The sequence below is a fragment of the Amycolatopsis rifamycinica genome, from assembly GCF_000695625.1.
Classification (GTDB): domain Bacteria; phylum Actinomycetota; class Actinomycetes; order Mycobacteriales; family Pseudonocardiaceae; genus Amycolatopsis; species Amycolatopsis rifamycinica.
Genome location: NZ_JMQI01000047.1, coordinates 112,125 through 132,486, shown reverse-complemented (window position 1 = coordinate 132,486; position 20,362 = coordinate 112,125). Strand labels below are relative to the sequence as shown.

Here is a 20,362-nt window from a genome sequence, read left to right as displayed (position 1 = left end):
GTTCACGAACCGTCTCCATCCGGTTCGCCGGAACCGTAACAGGAGGAGCACCGGCGACGACCTATCCTGGGATCGGCTGGGGAAGCGTCCGCGGACGGAGGCAAGGTGGCCAGGCCAGGGGAGGACGACCGAGGGTCGGCCGGAGGTGCCGACGCCGAGTCCCATCCGGTGACGCGGATCTTCCTCAGTCACACCGGCGCCGACTCCGACATCGCCGGCCGGCTCAGCGAGGCCATGCGGGAGCGCGGCGCGGAAGTCTACGACTACGGCGATCGCCCCGGCCAGGAGTTCGTGCGAGGCACTCAGTCGGCGTTGGAAAACGCCGACTATTTCGTGGCGCTGATCTCTCCCGCGGCCATGGAATCCGACTGGTGCGACCTCGAACGCCAAACCGCCTACCACCGTCAGATCGAGCTGAAACGGCAATTCGTCTTCGTCGTCCAGGTTCAGCGCACACCGCGGACCGGAACCGGGTTCCTGCGCGTCGCCTCCTGGATCGACCTGCTCGAACCGCAGACCCCCGACAAGCTCACGAAGACGCTGGCCGCCTTGGGCTTCGGCGACGGGGCTCCCGCACCGGGTACCGGACCGACCCCGTGGACGGTCTTCCACAACCGCGAAGACGAACTGAACCGGCTCATCAACGCCCTGACGACCCGTGGAACGCCGGACCTGTGGTTGGTGGTTTCCCCGCCGAAGCTGGGCAAGACCTGGTTCCTGCAGGAGGTCCTCCGCCGCCGGGCCGCGCTGGACCCGCCGTGCCGGATCCAGCTCGTCGATCTCCGGTCCCTGCCGCTCGAGTACCGCCATGACTGGATCAAGGTCCTCTGTCAGCTGCTGGACATCGCCGAGCCCGCGTCGGCCACCTTCGGGCAGAGCGAATGCGTGACCGCCGCCGCGGCACTCATCAAGCGAGACCGCGCCCAGCTGTACCTCCTCGACAGCGCGGACCTGATGAGCAAGCCCGCCGCGGCGAACCTCCGCTCGGCGTTGACCACCATCCACCGGCTCGTGCAGCGGCGGAGCAGTAGCGGCAAGACCCGCGTCAGCCTGATCATCGCCAGCCGGCACAAGGACGGCTGGGAGGGCTTCGGCCCCCAGGGTGGCCCCAGGATCGTCAAGATCCCCCTCGGCGAATTCACCGAAGACGTCGTCCGGCTGGCGGTGCGGGAGCTCGCCGACGATCTGAGCACAGACGCCCTCGACAAGTGGTCGGACGGGCTTTGCCGGCTCAGCGAAGGACTGCCCGCGGTCTTGGCGCAGAGCCTGCGGTGGGCGGAGAGCACCGAGTTCGTCGACGACTGCCAGACCGCGGCGCAGGAGGTGTTCGACCAGGTCGCCCGTCCCTACATCAAGGGGGACCTGCTGGCCACGGAGAGCCTGCTCCCGTTCGCGGGCGACGACCCGAAACGGCGGGCCGCCCTCGAAGCGGCGCTCAAGTTCGCCGTCCGGTACCGCCTGCTCACCCAATCGCACCTGCGCTACCACATCGAGAACAACGCCGAGTTCCAGCGGCTGCTCGAGACCGCAGGCTGGAACCAGGTCGACCTCTGGCAGGCCATCGGGCAGACCGCGCTGCAGAACCGGGAAGTGCAGGAACCGTGGCACGTCCTGCACCGGCCGATCCGGCGGTTGCTCTACCGCTACTACTACCCGGACGCGGATTCCCGGCGCAGCAGCCACGAGCAGGCGCGCGAGTTCTACGCGAAGTGGGCCGCCAGGGGAGCCGGTTGGGAGCTGGGTCCCATCCTGGTCGAAAGCCTGTGGCACGAAACGGCGAAGCTGCTCCACACGAGTCCGGGCACCGTTCCGGAAGACCTGCCGCGCACCGCGGTCCGCCTGGTCGACGAATTCCGGCGACCGGAGATCCTCGAACCCTCCGAGTACTGCGACTACGTCACCGAGCGGCTGACGGCCGACCGCGAATTCGAGATGTTGTTGAGAGACTTCGACGGTCTTTTCCCGCGAGTCGTCGCCGCGATCGCCGACACCATCACTGGAGGTGCCTGATGGCTCCGGATCGCGGCACGTTCTACGTCCGGCGCTGGGAAGAGGACCAGGTCCTCGAGCAGGTCCAGCTGGTGCGCGAACACGCCGCCAGCCGGGCCGTCCTGCTCTACGGACCGGGCGGCATCGGCAAGACGCGGATGGTGCGCGCGCTCGCCGCCCGGGACGGCGCCGATCCGTCCGTCCGCTGGATCCGGCCCATCGACATCGACGACTCGCAGTACTGGCTGCTCGACGGCCTCCAGCGAGACATCGTGGCGAGCCTCGACCCGCGGCGTGAGTACTTCGCGGATTTCGTCGACCACATGGACCGGCTGCCCGGCCTGTCGGTCCAGCAGGTCGGCAAGGCCACCATGGCCAGCCACCACCGGCGCAGCCACGAACTGTTCGCCGAATGCTACGCGAACTACATCGCCGGGTCGGGGAAGACCGTGGTGATCACGCTGGACACGGTGGAAACCATGCGCAGCACCTTCCTGCTGGTCTCACTGGCGCAATGGATGAAGGGGCTGCCCGGCACCCTGTTCGTCCTGTCCGGGCGTCCGGTATGGGGCTGGGAAACGCACGACCCGATCCGTGATCTGCTCACGGTGCCGCCGGCCTCGCTGGAGACCATCGAGATCGCTCTCACCGGCTTCGACGAACAGGACGCCCACGCGTTCCTCGATGCCGGGGTCCTCAAGGATTCACTGAACGAACCACAGAAGAGCAGGCTCGTCGCCCTCACCGGCGGGCATCCCCTGTGGCTGGCCCTGGCGGTGGACTACCTGCAGCACAACGATCCGCCTCCGGAGATGTCCAGCGATCGCGAAGCCGGGAACAGGATGCGGGAAGCCTTCCGGCGCCGGTTGGTCACCCCGTACCGCAGCAGCGCCTTCTGGCCGGAAGCGATCAAACGGCTGTCGGTCGTCCGGCACAGCGTCGACGAGGGGCTGTGGCAGTCCCTCATGGCCGACCGGGATCTGCCGGCGGACGCCGCGGACTGGCACGACGCCTGGCGTCTGCTCCTCGACCGGCCGTGGATCCGGCCCCGGGCGAACGAGCGGTACGTCACGCTGCACGACGCCTTGGCCGAAGAGATCGCCCAGCGCTTGATCCCGCTCCACGACCAGGACGAGAGCTGGCGCCGTGAGCGTTGGCAGACGGCGGCGGAGACGTACGAAGGACTGTGCGACGCCGAGTACGCCGACGTCGTCCGAGCCCAGGCCGAGGTGTTCAGGGAACCCGCGCCCAACGCGCGTGCCCTGTTCGAGAAAGTGGCCGAGCTGGACATCCGCAAGCGGGAGCTGGACCAGCTCCGCGCCGCCGGGCTGTTCTACCGGCTGCTGACGGATTTCGAGGGCGGAACCAGCCGCTTCACCGCCGAATTCGCGGAAGCCGCCGAGCGGGACGACGTGCACTTCCAGGAGCTCGCCTGCCACGAACTGGAGCGGTTCCTCCCGCCCGCCACCCCGCAGCCTCCCTTGGAGGATGCGGTGGGCGTCGTCATCGACCGGTTCCGCGACTGGCTGGCCGGCCAGCCGCAGCGGTACCTCGAGATCGGCCTGGACGTCGCGCGGTTCCTGCGGCACGCCTCGCAGCCCCAGGCCGCGCTGGCGCTGCTGGACCGGCTGCCCGCGTCGGCCGCCGGCACCGAGCTGAAGTACCGGCTCGCCAACGAGCGGGGCAACGCCTGGCTCGGCGTTCCCGGCCGCGTCGAAGAAGCGCAGCCGCACTTCGAAGAGGCGCTCGCCTTCGCCGACCGACTCCCGTCGCCGCAACGCGAGCACCTGCGCGCCCAGGGTTACAAAGAACTCGGGTTCTACTGCCGCAACCTGGGGAAGTGGGCCGAGGCCGACAGGAACTACAAATCGGCTTACGACGTCATCGTCCCGAAGACAGGGCCGGGTGCCTCGGCGCGTGACCGCGAAGAACTGGCGTCGATCCAGGCGAACTGGGCTTACCTGAAGGCGTTGCAGGGCGACTACGACGACGCCCGGAACCTCGTCGAGCCCGCGTTGGCGGTCCGGCGGAAGCTGGGCGCCAAACACGCCATCGCGGTGTCGCTGAGCGTGTCGGCCGAGATCTACCGCTACGAACGGAAGTTCACGCGAGCGTGGGAACAGTACCGTCAGGCGGAGGAGCTCTTCACCGAACTGCGCACCGGCTCGTGGCTCGGCCTGGTGCACCAGGAGGCGGCGATCTGCCTCATGCAGGCCCACGAAGAGGGTCTTGACCTCGTCGAGAAGCCGATGGCGAGAGCGCGGAAGATGATCTGCAGCGCGCTCGACATCTGCCGTGACTACGGCGTCCGGTGGTACCCGTCCGCGCTCAACCGGGCGGGTCGCATCTTCGGCGCGGACGACCCCGATTCGGGTTTGCGTCACCTCGACCAGGCGATCGCCGAAGCCTCGCGGATCGCCGACGGCTGGTTCCTGTCCGCCAGCCTGATCGAGTACCTCGAACTCACCTACCGCGCGTGGTCCGAGACGGGGGACGACCGCTACCGTTCGCTCATCCGTGAGCGGGTGTCGGACGTCGAAAACGCCATTCGGCACTACCGGTTCGCCGACCTGGACGCTCGCTGGCGGCTCCTGCAAGGTCATCTCGAAGTGCACGACGCGCTGCGAAGCGACCGGCCGGAAACACTGCTGGAAGCGGCCGTCGAACACTATTCACAGGGTTTCTCGATTCTGGCGGGCGCACGAGTCGGTTCTCACGGTGCGTCGGCGATCGCAGACGAATTCGAACGTTTCCACCAGTTGTTCGCCATGCTGCCGCAGAACGTCCAGATCGACTGGTACACCCTGCTGCGGGACCGGTGGGCCGCCGAGGGGGACCGCTCCACTTCGCTCCTGGCCCGTTTGGAACAGCTCTACTGAGCCCCGGGTGCGCCCGAACCATTGCCACCGTGGGAGGCTGCAGCTCATGAATCCACCCGGACGTCCGGCGCTCGCACTGTCCGCATCGGACATCGGCGACGCGCAGGAACTGCTCGTTCGCAGCTGCGAGGACTGCGCCTGCCCGCCGTCCGGTGGCGAGTCCGAGCGGGCCGAACCGGAACTGGACGGCAGACCCCTGGTCCGCACTCCGGGTGTGCTCGAACTTCCGGTCGACGCGGAGCACGTCGCCTTGTTCAGCCCGTCCGGAAACGGTGGCGTGGTGGTGCTGAACACCGCGGCGCGCGCCATCTTCGATCTTTTCACCCGGGCGTGTTCACCTGATCGCGCGATGGGTTTTACCGGAGGCGATACCGTCCTGCGGAAATTGCTGGCCCACGACATCGTGCACCCCCTTGGCGCCCCGCCCAGCCAGCAATTGCCGAAGAGCCACGAACTGACCGCGTGGTTGCACGTGACGAACAAGTGCAACTTGCGGTGTCCGTACTGCTATGTGCACAAGTCGGGCGAATCGATGGACTCCGACACGGCGCGCGAATCCGTGACCGCCCTGGTCCGGTCGGCAGTCGACAACGGCTTCACCTCACTCCGCCTGAAGTACGCCGGCGGAGAGGCCAGTCTCAACGCCGATGTCTTGCTCGGACTGCACGAGTACGCCGTCGAAGCGTGCACTGTGGCCGGGTTGAAACTCAGCGCCGTGCTGCTGAGCAACGGCGTCGCGATTTCGCGGCGGCTCGCGCAGGAGCTGAAGCGGCTCGATATCCGAGTCATGATTTCCCTGGACGGCATCGGCGAGGCCCACGACGCGCAGCGGCCCACTCTCACCGGAAAGCCGTCGGCGGCGCGTGTTCTCACAACGATCGACAAGCTGTGCGCCGAGGGCGTGCCGCCGCACCTGTCGATCACCATCACGAGCCGGAACGTCGATGCCGTGGCCGAGGTCGTCCGGTTCGGTCTCGATCGCGACCTCACCTTCAGTTTCAACTTCTTTCGGGACAACGACTGCGCGTCGGCGTTCACGGATCTCCAGTACGAAGAGCAAGCGCTACTCGATGGATTGCGGGCGGCGTTCGGCGAAATCGAGCGGACTCTGCCGCGCTGGAGCGTCCTGGGATCGATCCTCGACCGCGGGCAGCTGTTGCGGCCGCGGTCGCGGACGTGCGGGGTCGGCGACGACTACGTGGTCATCGACCAGCGTGGCCGGATCGCCCAGTGCCACATGGAACTCGAGGACGCCGCGGGCGACATCCGCACGACCGATCCGGTGCTGGCCGTCCGCGATCCGGCGCGCAAGATCAAGAATCTCCTCGTCGACGAAAAAGCCGGCTGCCGCGACTGCACGTGGAAGAATTGGTGTGCGGGCGGCTGTGCTGTAGCGACGTTCCGGGCCACCGGTCGCTTCGATGTCCGCTCCCCCAACTGCGACATCTACCGGACGATTTACCCGGAAGCGGTACGCCTGGAAGGCCTGCGGCTCCTGGCCCACGCCGGCCGTACGCCGGGGTGATGGCCACGCCGCCGGAGTTTGCGCCACCCGGCTGAGGGCGGACCCGCTGTTCGGCCGGGGCGGCCTGCCTGACCGCCGGCCGCCGTCAGTTCGGCTGGAAGAACTCCAGCATCCTCCGGCTCGCGTCGGGCGACATCAGCAGCTCCTGCATGTCCGCCGACATGCGGGCGGCCGCCGCGGTGCGCTTGAACATCTCCTTCTCGTACTCCGCCACCGCGGTGGCGAAGTCCTCGGGGTGGGCCGCCAAGGCGAGGGCCAGCTCGGCGCCGTCCAGGAGGGCCATGTTGGCTCCCTCGCCCACCGGGGGCATCAAGTGCGCCGCGTCTCCCAGCAGGGTGATCGCCGGGTTCGAGGGCCATGTGAGGCCTGCGGGGAGCGTGGTGAGCGTGCGGGGTGTCACGGTGTCGTCGCAGGCGGCGATCAGGGTGGTGAAGCGGGTGTCCCAGCCGTCCAGGAGCTCGATCAGCCTTGCTCGGGCCGCGGGTGGGTTGTCGAAGGGGATGCCCGTCTCGGTGAACCAGTTCTCGTCCGTGTTGTAGAAGCTGACGCCGATGCGGACCGAGCCGTCGCCGTTGCGTTGGGCGGCCAGGGACTTGCCGTCGCCCAGGACCCAGTAGTTGCCTCGGCCGACCATGGCCGCGAGGTCCGGGTGGGTGCGGTCGATGTCGGGGATGGCCAGCTCCACCACGTTCTGGCCGATGTGCGCCGGCTGGGCGTCGGTGAGGAGGGCACGGACGCGGGAGTTCGCGCCGTCCGCTCCGACCAGGAGGTCGTACGGCGCGGTGGTGCCGTCCGCGAAGTGCGCGACGCCGTCTTCCGCGTGGTCGTAGGCACTCCCCCAACGGACCGTTCGCTCGGGGAGGGCGTCGAGCAGCAGGTTGCGCAAGTCCGTGCGGTCGATCTCGGGCCGCAGGGCCGGAGCGTCGTCGGGGGTGTCCTCCTGCAGGAGCAGGGTGCCGTCCGGCTCCAGGAGGCGCATGTCCTGCCCTTCGCTGCGGGCGATCGCCAGGAACCGGTCGAGCAGGCCCGCTTCCCGCAGCGCCCGCTGCCCGGAGTGGATGTCGAGCATGCCGCCCTGGCGGCGGGCGTCGCGTGAGGCGTCGCGCTCGTACACCACGCTCTCGATGCCGTGCACGTGCAGCACTCCGGCGAGCGCCAGCCCGCCCAGGCCGGCCCCCACGATCACGATGGCCATGACTCCCCCTTCGATACGGTGTACTTCTCGATACACTGTATCGCGGCAGCCGATGTATTGTCACCCCCATGTTGGTGTGGGAGCGGCCGGAGCCGGCGAATCGACCGGCGCCGGCGCCGCTGAGCCGGGACCTGATCGTCCGGACCGCGGTGGAACTGGCCGACGAGGCCGGCCTGGAAGCCGTGTCGCTGCGGAAGATCGCCGCCGCGCTGGACGTCGGGCCGATGCGGCTCTACGGGTACATCGACACCAAGGACGAGCTGCTCGACCTGATGGTCGACGCCGTCCACGCCGAGATCCGGCCCACCGGGGACGGCTGGCGGGAGGTGCTGACTTCGATGGCCGAGGCCACCCGGCGGGCCGTGCACCGGCACGAGTGGTTCGCCGACCTGATCGGCGGGCGGCCCCAGCTCGGCCCGAACGCGCTGGCCAGGGGCGAGGCGGTGATGGCCGCGCTGGACGGCGTCGACGTCGACCTGATCATGCCGGTGGCCACCGCGGTCGACGCGTACGTGATCGGCGCGGTCCGCCGGGAGATCGCCGAGCGGCGGGCCGAGCGCGCCACCGGGATGGACCAGCGGCAGTGGCAGGCCACCTTCGGCCCCTACCTGGTGCGGATGTTCGCCACCGGCCGGTTCCCCGCGCTGGAGACGGTCGTCCGCGACGCCGCCCACCTCGACGCCGACGAGACCTTCCGGATCGGCCTCGGCTACCTGCTCGACGGCATCGGGGCGGGCATCTCCGGCTAACCCGCCGCGCCGGTGAACAAGGCGACCATGCTGTGCGGGGCGTCCTCGCCGAACATGATCGCGTAGACGTCCTCGTCGTCGGCCTCCGCGGCCGCGCGCGAGAACATGGCCCGCTCGTACTCGGCCAGCGCCGCCTCGACGTCGCCGGGGTGGGCGGCGAGGGCCTGCCCGAGTTCGGCGCCGTCCAGCATGGCCAGGTTGGCCCCTTCCCCGTTCGGCGGCATCAGGTGGGCCGCGTCGCCGAGCAGGGTCACCCCCGGCACGCGGTCCCAGCGGTGCCCGGCCGGCAGCGTGCACAGGCGGCGCAGCACCGGCGGGACGTCGCTTCCGGTGATCAGCGCGGTCAGCTCGGGGGCCCAGCCGGCGAACTCCTCGGCGACGCGTGCCGTCACGGTCGCGGCGTCGGCGTCCGCCAGCCAGTCCTGGGGCTTGAACAGCTGCGCGTACGTGTGCAGGGTCCCGCCGCTTTCGCGGTGCGCCACAATTCCCTTGCCCGGCGCGAGCGCGTACAGGGCCCCGGCGCCGACCGCTTTCGCGGTGGCGGGATGACGGGTGTCGCCGTCGAAGAGGAAGGTCTCGACGACCGTCACGCCGACGTACTCCGGGGTCGCCGCCGAGAGCAGCGGGCGGACCTTCGACCACGCGCCGTCCGCCCCGACCAGCAGGCTCGTCACGAGACTGCGCCCGTCGGCCAGGCTCACCTCGTGCTCGCCGCCGCCGAGGGCCCGCGCCCCGGTGACCTTGTGTCCCCAGTGGACGGTTCCCGGCGGCAGCGCGTCCAGCAGCAGCTGCCGCAGCTCGCCGCGCTGCACCTCGGGCCGCTCGCCGGTTCCGTCGTCGGGCCGGTCGAGCAGCACGGTGCCGTCGCGGTCGACGATGCGGGACGACTCGCGGCCCGGGAGGACGAGCCGGCGGAACCCCTCCCCCAGCCCGGCCGCCTCGAGCGCCGGCTGGCCGTTCCACGGGTGGATGTCGAGCATCCCGCCCTGACGGCGCGCCGCCGGGGAGGCCTCCGCCTCCAGGACGGCGACCGGGATGCCGTGCCGGTGCAGGACGCCGGCCAGGACGAGGCCGCCGAGGCCGGCTCCGATGATCGTGACAGTCATGATTACCTCCGATTGGATCGTCGTTCCAATCACGACGCTAGCACGAGTTTGGATCGACGTTCCAAGCGTGCGATGATCAGCACATGGCGAAACGGCGCACGGACGGGCTGTCCAAGGAAGTGATCGTTCAGGCGGCGGCCGCGATCCTGGACGACGGCGGCGAGGCCGCGCTGACGTTCCGCGCGCTCACCGCCCGCCTCTCGACCGGCTACGGCGCGATCTACCACCACGTCGCGAACAAGAGCGACCTCCTCGCGGCGGCGACCGACGCCGTCATCGCCCGCGTCATGGGCGACGCGGTCGTCGGGGCGGACCCACGGGAGGCGCTGCGCACGGTGTCGCTGGGCCTGTTCGACGCGATCGACGCCCACCCGTGGGTCGGCGCCCAGCTGTCCCGCGAGCCGTGGCGGCCCGCGCTGCTGGAGATCTACGAGCGCATCGGCGGACTGCTCGCCGCGCTCGACGTCCCCGAGCAGACGGTGTTCGACGCCGCGGGCGCGCTGGTCAACTACGTGCTCGGCGTCGCCGGCCAGAACGCCGCCAACGCCCGGCTCCTCGACGGCGACCCGGCGGACCGGTCGGCCTTCCTGGGCGACATCGCCGCCCGCTGGGCGTCACTGGACCCGGAGCAGTACCCGTTCGTGCACCGGGCGGCGACCCGGCTGCGGGACCACGACGACCGCGAGCAGTTCCTCGCCGGCGTCGACATCTTCCTGGCCGGGATCGCGACCCTGCGCTAGGTGTGCTGTTCCGCGGCCGGCAGGGCCGGGTGCGTTTCGGGGTGATTCCCGGCTTGGTGCCGGAGTCGCGCCAGGCGTGCGAGCGGTAGGCCGACCCGTTGCCGGACAGCGCAGCTAGGCCGCGGCGCGCTCGGCGAGCGGGCGGCGACGCAGGCCGGGGTCGTGCACGGCCGGCGGCTGGTAGTTCTGGTCGAGCGCGCCGATGTTGGTGCCCGGCGGCACGATTTCGTCGATGCGGTCGAGGACGTCGTCGGTGAGGCGGACCTCGATGCCGGCCAGCAGGTCGTCGAGCTGCGGCATGGTACGGGGACCGAGCAGCGCGCTGGTGACGCCGGGGTGGGCGATGACGAAGGCCATCGCGAGGTGGGTCATCGGCAGGCCCGCTTCGGCGGCCAGCGGAACGAGCTGCTCGACGACGTCGAGCCGGCGTTCGTCGCTGAGGTGCTTGAGCAGGTGGGCGCGGCGCAGGTCGTTGCGCCCGCCCTTGCGGACGCGCCCGGTGAGCAGGCCCTGGCCGAGGGGACCCCAGATCAGCGTGCCCATGCCGAAGCGCTGGGTCAGCGGCAGCACTTCGCGTTCGACGCCGCGGTTGAGAATGGAGTAGGCCGCCTGCTCGGCGCGGAACCGCGCCAGGCCGCGGTGTTCGGCGACCCACTGGGCCTCGACGATGTCGGACGCGAGGCTCTGGGACGTGCCGATCGCGCGGATCTTGCCGGCGCGCAGCAGGTCGGTCAGCGCGGAAAGCGTTTCCTCGACGTCCGTCGCGGGATCGGTGCGGTGCAGCTGGTAGAGGTCGATGTGGTCGACCCGCAGGCGCCGCAGCGAGTTCTCGACGGCGGTGACGATCCAGCGCCGGGACGCGCCCTGGTGGTGCGGGTCGGCGCCGACCTGGCGGCCGAACTTGGTGGCGAGCACGACTTCGTCGCGGCGGTCCCGCAGGGCTTTGCCGACGACCTCTTCGGAGTCGCCGTAGGCGTCGGCGGTGTCGATGAAGTTGATGCCCGCGTCCAGCGCCTTGCGGATCATGCGGGCGGAGTCGTCCGGGTCGGGATTGCCGAAGGACGTCGCGAACATCATCGCGCCGAGCGCGTACGGGCTGACCTTGATCCCGGTCCGGCCGAGGGTGCGGTAGTGCATGGGGTTCTCTCCCGCCGAGGTGCCGGCCGGCGCGGACACCGTACGCCGGTCGTAAGTGGAAACTTATTCCGGAACTATACGGAAAAGTTTTCCGCTTACGCAACCCGCCGGGTGGCGCGGCCCGGCGACGAGCATGACCCGGCTAGCGGACCGCCGTGGGTGCCCAGGCCGCGAGTTCCGCCCGGACCGCCGCGAGCTGGGCCGCGGTCGGCGCCGCCGCCGGTTCCGCGATCAGCGCGTAGTGCAGGCCGGGAGTGGCCGGCAGGCGCAGGCGGTCACCCACCCGGGTGGCCGAGGGCAGGTCCGTCACCACCGTCGGGGTCATCCCCGCCGGGACGTGCAGCTCGGTCGGGGCGCCCGCGTCGGTGCCCTGCCAGACGAGGACGCCGTAGCGTCCCGCGCCGGTCAGCGCCGCCGTCGCCGGCAGCGTGGCCGGGATCTGGTTCCACGTCAGCGGCCGGCCGCCGTCTCGCGAGCGGTCCTCGTACGTGAACGCCAGCGTGTGCCCCGCGACCGCGGCCGGGTAGAGGCGGTCGAGCAGCCGCGCGTCCTGGCGGAGCTGGACCGTCCCGTCGTCGGCCGTGCGGGCCGACGAGAAGTCCTCGCCGTTCCAGGCGTCGCCGTCCGTCTTCACCTTGTCCGGGTTGTCGTTCATCAGCTCGTGGTGACGGCCGCTGTAGATGTCCCACTGCCACTGCGTTCCCGACAGCACCGGGCCCGACTCCGCCGGCCTGCGCCACCAGTTCGCCCCGGACACGCGCGAGTCGAGCGCCTGGTACATCGCCTTGTCCACGGTCGGGGTCTTGTCCGAGGTGTACCCGGTCATCGGGTGGCCGAACTCGGTGACGATCGCCGCCGTGCCCAGCGCGGACGCGCGGTCGCGGACCGTGCCGAAGGCGCCGCTGTACTGGCCGTCGCCCGCCTTGCCCGGCATGAACACGCCGGACTGGGCGAGCTGGTCGTAGAAGTGCGTGTTGAACACGTATCGCGGCCCCATGACGCCGGTGTCCAGGAAGCCGCCCGGGTGGAGCTGGAAGGAGATGTTGGCGTTCCAGAACATGTTCGGCTCGACGAACGCGGGCTTGTCCTGCCAGCCGGCGGAATCCATCGCGTCGCGGAACCGCTGGAAGAACGGCCACAGCACGTTCTGTTCCCACGCCTTGCTGTCCTGGCCCTGGTCGTACCGGCCGGCGAACGGCTCGTTGTACGGGTCCATGCCCGCGATGCCGGCGAACTGGGCGGCGCTCAGGTTCGCCCGCAGGTACGTCATCGTCTGGACGGCCATGCCGACGAACTCGTCCTGGACGCCGCGGGCGTTGTGCCAGAAGTCCTTCGTGGCGTCCTGGACCGCGCCGTTCTGGGTGATGTTCTGGCCCCAGTGGGCGCAGATGCCGCAGCTCTCCGCGGGGTAGCCGCCGAGGTCGACGACCCACTTCGGCGCGCCGTCGCCGGTGTACCAGCTGCCGCGGTTGAACAGGTAGCGGGAGAACAGGTCCTGGTGGAAGTCGGGCAGGACGGTGAACCCCTCGTCCAGGAACGCCTTCAGCTGCTCGGTCAGCGCGGCCAGGTACCGCGTGTTCACCGGCCCGCGCACCGGCTGCGTCCCGGCCCACGCGATCGGGATCCGCACGGCGTTCGCGCCGGTCAGCGCCCGCATCGCCGAGGCAGAGCGGCGCGCGTCGGCCGCGGTGGCGAACGGCAGGAAACCGTTTTCCGCCAGCTTCGTCTCCCCCGAGACGTTGAAGCCGCGCAACACCACTTCGCGGCCGTACTCGTCGACGAAGGCGGAGCCGCGCACGGTCAGCCGGTGCGCGGGAACGTCCTCGGCCACGGCGGACGCGACGACGCCGGAAGTCATCGCCACGGCGGTGAGCAAAGCCACGAGCATGCGCATGATGGCGGCCCCAAACATGAAGGAGTTTCGCAAAAAAGTTAGCGAGCGGGCCTTCGGGCGTCAAGGGCCGGACGGTGCGTTCAGGCCGCCCGCCGCTGCCATTGCTGGTTCGTCACGCCGGTGCACGGGTACTGCTTGACCGCCGCGCCATCGGCCGTGGACGCGGAGACGACGTCGAGGCACTTCCCGCTGTGCCGGGCCACCCACCGGACGTACCCGCCGCCGGCGGACTGGGCCTGCCACTGCTGGTTCGCGCCCGACGTGCACGTCCCCTGCACCGCCGCCGCGCCGTCCGCCGTCGAGCCGCCCGCGACGCCGAGGCACTTCCCGCTGTGCCGCGCGATCAGGGTGACGTAGCCGTCGCCGAGGTCGAGCACGCTCCACTGCTGGTTCCAGCCGTTGTTGCACGTGTACTGCGTCAGCGCCACACCGTCGTTGCGGGACGAACCGGGGATGTCGGCGCACTTGCCGCTGTGCCGGGCGACGAGCGACTCGTACGCGCTGCCGCCGCCGGTGCCCGAGACGACGCCGGTCGCCGCGTCGATGCTCACCTTCGGGTACCAGCTCATGGACAGCGTGGTGGCGCCGGGGAAACCCAGCGGCAGCCAGACGTACCGCGACTCGTTGACCGGACGTTGCCAGGCGCCGGCCCAGCGGTCGCCGAGGTACAGGTACGACGTCGCCTGCGTGCCCTGCACGGGCAGCACATACGCGGTCTGGCTGCCGAAACCGGTGGCGTCCCCGACGTTCGTCAACCCGCTCCACGTGCCCGTGACACTGGACGCCGTGGCGTACTTCTGCTGGTTCGGCTGCCAGCCGGTGGCGCCCGAGGTGAGCAGGAAGTAGACGCCGTTGCGCTTGAACATCGCCGGCGCCTCGCGGTACGAGCCGGGCCACAGGGTCTGCACCAGCGCGGCGGTTCCGGTGTAGTCGGCGGTGAGCCGGTACACGTTGAGGTCGGCGTTCTCGCGGGCCGCGGACGCCATGTACGCGGTGCCGTCGTCGTCCTTGAACAGCGTGATGTCCCGCGACATGTGGGTGCCGAACGGGCGGAAGCTGCCGCGGTAGGTGTAGCCGCCGTCGACCGTCGAGGAGGTGGCCACGGCCGCGCGCGCTTCGGCGTAGTCGTCGCCGTTCTCCTTGTGCATCCACATCACGTACTGCCCGGTCGAGCTGTTGTAGATGACCTTCGGCCGCTCGATCTTCGCCCGGCCCAGCTCGGCCGCCGACGACTGCGTCAGCACGTCGCCCCGGAACTCCCACGTCTTCAGATCGGTCGAGCGGTAGACGGAGACCGCTCGGAAGGTGTCGTCGGCGTTGCGGTTTTCGCCGAACCAGTAGTAGTACGCGCCCACCTTCAGCATCCCGCCGCCGTGGGCGTGCACCAGGGCGCCGGAGGTGTCGGTGAACTGGCTCCCGCTGGTCACCGCCACCGGCGCGGCGGACGCCCCGGGCGCGCCGAGCAGCAGGGTGACGAGCACGAGCAGGGACAAAACCACGCCACGTCGTCGTAGCATGACGGCTCCTTCGCGAGCGGGGGGTCAGTAGCCGACGCGGAAAGTCGCGTCCTGCTTGTCCACAGTGGAGGATGTGCTGCCGAGGGGGTCGATCCGCAGCACGTAGTCGTAGTGCCGCAGGTAGCGGTCCGGATAGTTGTGCGAACGGAACGAAGACCAGCTCGCGTCGGCCAGCCCGGCCACCTGGTGGAAGGTGGCGTCCGCCTTGAACGCCGCCGTGCCGTCGTTCGCCGCGAGGCGCAGTTCGTAGTTGTAGTGGCGCAGGTACCGGCCGGGGTAGTTGACGGACTCGAACGAGACGCCGGCCACGTCCGCCAGGCCGGGCACCGGTTTCCACAGCTGGTCGGCGTACGGGTCGAACGGGTAGGCGTCGATGCGGCCCACGGAATCGGCGTGCCGGACGTAGCGGTCCGGGAAGTTGTAGGACTTGAGCCGCCGCCACGCCGGGGCGCCCCAGCGATCGACGAGGGCGGACCGCTCCGCGGCCGTGATCGGCGTGATGCCGGGATGCTTGGAGTTCACCGGCTGCGTGTAGGCGCGGTCGTTCAGCAACGTCCAGTTCCCGGCGGCCACATCGGTGGTTTCCCAGCAGAAGAACCGGCCGTTCGGGCTCCACGTGTCGCCCCACAGGTACCAGCGGGTCCCCGACGCCGCCGGCACGATCTGCGGCGCCTCCACCCCGCGCCCCGGGGAGATCCCGGTTCGGTAGGTGGTGAAGCCGCCGGGGGCCGGGGTGCCGGAGCGCTGGCCGGCCAGGGTGCTGTTGGTGTTGTTCTTGACGTACAGGTAGTTGACGCCGCCGATGGTGGCCATCGTCCCGTCGATCGTCGCGTGGCCGGGGTCGAAGAACACCTGCGGCGCGCCGACCGTCACGAAGTCGGTGGTGTAGTTGACCATGATGACGTCGTGCCCGCCGTAGGCCGCCGAGTAGATGATCGCGTACTGGTTGCGCGACGGGTCCCAGAACGCCTCGGGCGCCCAGCTGTGCGTGGCCATCGAGTGCAGCTTGATCCGGCGGTAGCCGGTGAACCCGCGCAGGTCCGCCGAATCCCAGACGTGGACGTACTGGTTCTGCAGCGACCAGTCCGTGCCCTTGAGGTCGGTCGCCAGCACGACGAACCGGCCGTCCTGCCTGCGCAGCACGAAGGGGTCGCGCAGCCCGCCCGTGCCTGCCGTCGGCGTCACCACGGGGTTGTTCTGGTTGAGCGGCATCCAGTCGAGGCCGTCGGCGCTGACCGCCAGGTGCAGGCCGTAGTCGGCGCCGGTCATGGACGGCGACTCGGTGAAGTACGCCATGACGTAGGCGCCGGCGGCGGCCTGGGCGAACGCTTCCCTGCCGAGTACGCCGGCGACCGCGGCTCCCGCCGCGCCTGCCATCAGTCTTCGCCGGCTGATCATCGTCCACCCGCCTCGTCGTCGAGAGCGCGATTGTTAGCGTTAACACAGTGTAGGTGAGCTGCGCCACACCATGTCAAGGGGCCGATCGTCGGGAGCCGGCTCGGCGGCCCCCACCCGAGGCCGGGAAAAAAGTCGATCAAGCGAACCGGATCGGCGTGGGGGCCGTATCCCCCAGCAGGACGGTGGACGACGCGGAGGGACGACGACGTGGCGCACGAAGGCACACTCATCGGTGACCGGTACCGCCTGCTCGGCCCGGCGGGGCACGGCACGGTGCACGCCCGGGACGAACGGCTCGACCGGATCGTCGCTCTCCGGCCGTTGTTCGACGAGCCGGCGCCGGCCGTCCCAGCGCCGCGGGCCGCCGTCTGCGACGTCGTCGACGAAGACAGCACGACCTACCTGGTGCTGGCCTACCCCGGGGCGCGGACGCTGACCGAGCTGCTCGACGAGCACCGCACGCTCGCCCCCGGGCTCGTCGCCCGGTTCGGGGCCCAGCTGGCCTCGGCGCTGGCGGCCGCGCACGACGAGGGCGTCCTGCACTCCGCCGTCGATCCGGACCACGTCGTGCTCTCGGCCGAGGGCCGCGCCGGGATCGTGGCCAGTGGGAGCGCCCTGCGCGCCTTCCTCGCCCCCGAGGTGCTCGACGGCGGCTTCCCCGACTTCCCGTCGGAGGTGTATTCCCTGGGCGCGACCCTCTACGCCGCGCTGGGCGGCGAGCAGTGCCATCCGCTCACCGAGGCCGTGCTCCGGCTGCTCCACCCCTACCCGACGGCACGGCCCACGATGGCGGCCGCCGAAGAGCTGCTGAGCGGCTTCCTGCCCAGCCGTCCGGTTTCGCGGCCGGACGGCGGGGCCAGGCCTGCTCTCGGAGGCGACTACCGCTGCGTGTAGACGAAGCCGACCTTGTCGACCTCGTCGCCGGCGCGGCCGTGGAACCCGGCGATCTGCCAGCCGTCCGGGGCGGTGCGGGTCACGCAGTCCGGCGTGGCCGAGCCACCGGCCAGCACGCGGCCGAGGTTGGTGGTGAACCGGGCCGAGAAGATCCGGGTCGTGGTGCTGTACTTGCCCTGGCACAGGGTCGCCGTCGTGACGTACTCGCCGGTGCCGAGCGTGAGCGAAGCCGCCGTCCCGCCCGTGCCGCCGTGGGTCAGGGTGGTGCCGTTCTCCAGGGTCAGCCCGAGCTGGTCGACGCGGGACCCGCTGCGCAGCGACACCGTCCGCACCCGGGCGCCGGCGGGCACGGCGGGGACGTCGGTGAAGTAGCCGCCGTGCGGGCCGCCGTACTGCTCCGACAGCTGCAGCGCCGGGTTGCGCTTCCAGCCGAAGCGCACGGTGATCGGGTCGTGGTCGGACAGCATCTTGCCGTCGGCGGCGAGGAACTTCGCGTGCTCGTTGTTGTAGAAGGTCGCGTCGAGTGACACGAGCTCACTGCCGCGGTAGAGCACCTTGTCGACGACCTCGCAGTCGTTGGTGACCGCCTGCGGGTCGCACACCAGCGCCGGGCTGCCCGGAGCCGGGGCGACCCCGCCGCGCACGAGCTTCACCCACGCGTCGGTCAGCCCGTTGTCCGCCCCGAACTGGGCGATCGTGTCGGCCGCGCGGGTGTAGCGGGTGTTGGTGTCGCCCATGACGACCACCGCGTTGCCCGCCGAGTGCGCCCGGATGAACGCGGTCAGCTGGGCCAGGTTCGACGCGCGCGAGGCCTGGTCGCCGTCGTTCGTCCCGGCGTTGGTGTGCGCGTTGTAGAAGTCGACGTACACGCCTTCGGCCAGCCGTACCCGCATGAAGGTGAAGCCCTTCGGGGTCAGGCAGTCGCCGGAGTCGATCTGGCAGGACGTCCAGCGCACGCGCTCGAAGTCGTCGACGTCGTACGGCAGCGAAGACAGCGTGTTGAGCCCGCTGCCGATCCCCGCGCCGCCACTGGTGGGCGTGCGGTACGGGTGGTTGTCGGCGGCGTAGAGCCTGGCGTGGTAGTTGAAGTCCTCCTGGACGTGCACGACGTCGTAGGGGCCGAGCCGCTGCCCGATCGCCGTCGTCGCGGGGTCACGCGGGGTCGGCGCGCTCGAGATGCTCTCGGGCAGCCCGGCGACGTTGTAGCTCAGCACCGAGAAGCCGCCGCTGTCGGTGGCGGCGTGCGCGGCCGCCGGACTGACCACTGTGGACACCGCGGCGGCGAGCGCCAGGACGGCCAAGCGTTTCTTCACGAGAACTCCCGGAGGATTCGGACGGACAAACCGGTGGGCGTGCAGCGCGGGACCACCCGGTACCCCGGGCGGTCGGCGCGGATGGCGGAAAAGCGGCCACGCAGCCGCCGCGCGCGCAGCACCTCGATCTCGTGCGCCGGGCAGCCGCCGGTCAGCCGGATCTCGAGGACGCCTCGCTCCAGGGTGGCCTCGCCGCGCACGACCAGCGCCGATCCGGCGGCGACGGACAGCGTGCCGCCGGTCTGGTGGTAGCCGCCCACGCGGAGGCCGGATGCGCGCAGGGTGCCCCCGGCGAGTTCGGCGGTGCCGGTGCCGAGCGCGCCCGGTGTCGCCGCGACCAGCGTGCCGGCTTCGACACGAGTGCCGCCGCGGTAGCTGTTGGCCCCGGCCAGCGTCAGCGTGCCGGTGCCCGCCTTGACGAGCCCGCCGTCGCCGCCGATGTCGTTGCGCCAGCTGTCGTTCGCGTCGAACCCGCCGCGGGTGGCGTCCATCGTGACGCGGACGCCGGAGCCGAACGCGCCGTAGCCGTCGGCCGCGGCGAAGAGGTTCAGCCGTCCCCACGGCTCGGGGCCCTCGAGCAGCGGGTTCCCGGCCGGGAACGCCGTCGTGCGCAGGACTTCCCGCCGCTGGGCCGCGTCCAGGTACGGCAGGCGGGTTTCGAGGAGCACCTCGGCCCCCTTCGGGACCCGCATCGGCGTCCGCGTGTCGCGGCTCGGCAGCCCGTAGGTCGCCCGGCGCGCGACCATGGCGGCGTTCGCGCGGCGGTCGCCGTATTCGTCGGCGCCCGTGTGGGCCCGGGCGAAGAGCGTGTCGGGGGTCGTGCCGGTCTTGGCGGTGAAGTACTCCAGCGCCTGCTCGCGCGCCGCCGCCTTGAGCGTGGCGTTCTCCGGATCGGCGAGCGTCGCCGCGGCGAGCGCGGTGGCCAGGGTGCGGCCGCCGATCACGTCCACCGGCGAGTGCATCCCGGCGACGATCCGCGTGTCGGACAGGTCGTAGGCCCGCGCCACCAGCTCCTGGAACCGCTCCGGGACCGCGTAGGCCAGTGCGAGGCAGGCCAGGTGGAACGCGTTGGTGTGGCCGCTGGGGTAGCCGCCGTCTTCGGCCGGGGTCGTGCCGCGCTGCCGCAGCAGCTGCGGCGCGACGACGACCTCGGAGCGGTAGACCGGGAAGCCGAGCGCGTCGGCCCGGCCGGTGTCCTCGACCCGGCTGTCGGCGGTCAGCCGCCACGGCCGCGGGTACTGGTAGGCGTTCTTGCTCGGGTTGCCCGAGGCGAAGGTGCCGCGGACGGTGTCGACGAGCGTGGCCACCAGGCCGAGCTCCGAGTCGTGCGCGCCGGCGCCGAGCGCCGAGCCCGCCGGGGCGTTCGCCGGGACGGCGTCGTCGATCTTGGCCGGCGGCGTGCCGTCGGGCGCGGAGGTGATGCCGGTGACGGCCTTGGCCCCGCTGCGGTAGAGGTCGGCCAGCGGGCCGAGGCCGCCGATGGCGGCGTAGGACTGGTGCCGGCGGTCGTAGACGAAGGCGCGCTTCGCTTCGGCGTCGGTCCGGGCGTGGGTGACGGCGACGCAGTGCCGGACGTTCGCGCGCAGCAGGGCCGCGTCGAGCACGACGCCACTGTCCCATGTGGACCCGGTACGCCAGACCCGGTGCATCCCGCTCAGGATCCGCACCGCCGCGTTGGTCTCCGGGGTGCGGTTGGCCGGGACGTTCGTGCGGTAGGTGTCGACGAACGCCGCCTCCTCCGCCCAGGCGGGCACGCCCGCCACGGCGGGCAGGGCGGCGACGGCGGGGACGAGCGCGGACCAGCGCAGGAAGGTCCGCCGGTCCCGAAGCACAGAGGTCAAGTCGGTCTCCTGGGAAGGCGCCGGAAAAGCGCACGCGGAATCGCTGCGGGGAATGATCAGCGCCCGGCCGACCCCGGTCAAGGCGCGTCCGGAGTAATTCGCCGGGCAGTAACCTGATCTTCCGCGGGGGTATCGCGAATTCGACGAATTCACCCGGTCCCGGGCGCGCGGCAGGTGTCCACTCT

At 70.7% G+C, this 20,362-nt stretch carries 14 protein-coding genes and 1 pseudogene; 6 read left to right on the top strand and 9 right to left on the bottom strand.

Annotation, left to right across the window (positions count from 1 at the left end; translation table 11 throughout):
- Positions 1-105: 105 nt before the first annotated feature.
- The 3 genes from DV20_RS22245 to DV20_RS22235 are packed head-to-tail and all read left to right on the top strand — an operon-like array spanning position 106 to position 6,393.
- A complete protein-coding gene (locus DV20_RS22245) occupies positions 106-2,010 on the top strand; it encodes a TIR domain-containing protein (protein WP_160169749.1) in 1,905 nt (634 codons plus the stop codon).
- Positions 2,010-4,868, top strand: coding sequence for an ATP-binding protein (locus tag DV20_RS22240; RefSeq protein WP_043783306.1), 2,859 nt, complete (start codon positions 2,010-2,012; stop codon positions 4,866-4,868). Before DV20_RS22245 ends, DV20_RS22240 begins: the two co-directional genes overlap by 1 nt.
- Positions 4,869-4,914: 46 nt before the next feature.
- Positions 4,915-6,393, top strand: a complete 1,479-nt coding sequence (locus DV20_RS22235; protein WP_043783305.1) for a radical SAM/SPASM domain-containing protein — start codon at positions 4,915-4,917, stop codon at positions 6,391-6,393.
- Positions 6,394-6,478: 85 nt separating this feature from the next.
- On the opposite strand, the gene DV20_RS22230 is transcribed toward DV20_RS22235, so the two are convergent.
- Entirely contained in the window at positions 6,479-7,588 is a 1,110-nt protein-coding gene (locus DV20_RS22230; RefSeq protein ID WP_043783303.1) for an FAD-dependent oxidoreductase, read from the bottom strand.
- Positions 7,589-7,656: 68 nt separating this feature from the next.
- Here DV20_RS22230 and DV20_RS22225 point away from each other — a divergent pair, with 68 nt between their 5' ends.
- Positions 7,657-8,337: a TetR/AcrR family transcriptional regulator gene (locus tag DV20_RS22225; RefSeq protein ID WP_043783301.1), complete on the top strand. Its 681-nt coding sequence runs from the start codon at positions 7,657-7,659 to the stop codon at positions 8,335-8,337.
- On the opposite strand, the gene DV20_RS22220 is transcribed toward DV20_RS22225, so the two are convergent.
- The gene (locus DV20_RS22220; RefSeq protein WP_043783300.1) at positions 8,334-9,443 is read right to left on the bottom strand and encodes an FAD-dependent oxidoreductase; all 1,110 of its coding nucleotides are present in this window, start codon (positions 9,441-9,443) and stop codon (positions 8,334-8,336) included. The two genes, DV20_RS22225 and DV20_RS22220, sit on opposite strands and share 4 nt — an antisense overlap.
- An 83-nt stretch (positions 9,444-9,526) precedes the next feature.
- Between DV20_RS22220 and DV20_RS22215 the strand changes: the two genes are divergently transcribed.
- Positions 9,527-10,183, top strand: a complete 657-nt coding sequence (locus DV20_RS22215) for a TetR/AcrR family transcriptional regulator (protein ID WP_043783298.1) — start codon at positions 9,527-9,529, stop codon at positions 10,181-10,183.
- Positions 10,184-10,187: 4 nt separating this feature from the next.
- Here DV20_RS22215 and DV20_RS46685 read toward each other — a convergent pair.
- The 5 genes and pseudogenes from DV20_RS46685 to DV20_RS22195 form a co-directional block, all read right to left on the bottom strand.
- Positions 10,188-10,292 (bottom strand): annotated as a pseudogene (locus tag DV20_RS46685) (IS481 family transposase); the annotation flags it as partial.
- Positions 10,293-10,297: 5 nt separating this feature from the next.
- The gene (locus DV20_RS22210) at positions 10,298-11,320 is read right to left on the bottom strand and encodes an aldo/keto reductase (RefSeq protein ID WP_043783296.1); all 1,023 of its coding nucleotides are present in this window, start codon (positions 11,318-11,320) and stop codon (positions 10,298-10,300) included.
- 142 nt (positions 11,321-11,462) lie between these two features.
- Positions 11,463-13,214 carry a cellulase family glycosylhydrolase gene (locus DV20_RS22205; RefSeq protein ID WP_043783295.1) on the bottom strand — a complete coding sequence of 584 codons (1,752 nt, stop codon included), beginning with the start codon at positions 13,212-13,214 and terminating at the stop codon, positions 11,463-11,465.
- An 80-nt stretch (positions 13,215-13,294) separates the two neighbouring features.
- Positions 13,295-14,731 carry an RICIN domain-containing protein gene (locus tag DV20_RS22200; RefSeq protein WP_063607826.1) on the bottom strand — a complete coding sequence of 479 codons (1,437 nt, stop codon included), beginning with the start codon at positions 14,729-14,731 and terminating at the stop codon, positions 13,295-13,297.
- Positions 14,732-14,755: 24 nt separating this feature from the next.
- Positions 14,756-16,108 carry a glycoside hydrolase family 43 protein gene (locus tag DV20_RS22195; protein ID WP_084093599.1) on the bottom strand — a complete coding sequence of 451 codons (1,353 nt, stop codon included), beginning with the start codon at positions 16,106-16,108 and terminating at the stop codon, positions 14,756-14,758.
- A gap of 228 nt (positions 16,109-16,336) precedes the next feature.
- Between DV20_RS22195 and DV20_RS22190 the strand changes: the two genes are divergently transcribed.
- The gene (locus tag DV20_RS22190; RefSeq protein ID WP_043783288.1) at positions 16,337-17,023 is read left to right on the top strand and encodes a protein kinase domain-containing protein; all 687 of its coding nucleotides are present in this window, start codon (positions 16,337-16,339) and stop codon (positions 17,021-17,023) included.
- On the opposite strand, the gene DV20_RS22185 is transcribed toward DV20_RS22190, so the two are convergent.
- On the bottom strand, positions 17,008-18,336 hold the full coding sequence (locus DV20_RS22185) for a jacalin-like lectin (protein WP_043783285.1): 1,329 nt from the start codon (positions 18,334-18,336) through the stop codon (positions 17,008-17,010). The two genes, DV20_RS22190 and DV20_RS22185, sit on opposite strands and share 16 nt — an antisense overlap.
- Positions 18,333-20,168 (bottom strand): autotransporter-associated beta strand repeat-containing protein, encoded by a 1,836-nt coding sequence (locus DV20_RS22180; protein ID WP_326938502.1) that lies wholly within the window; start codon positions 20,166-20,168, stop codon positions 18,333-18,335. Before DV20_RS22180 ends, DV20_RS22185 begins: the two co-directional genes overlap by 4 nt.
- Between the last annotated feature and the right edge of the window lie 194 nt (positions 20,169-20,362).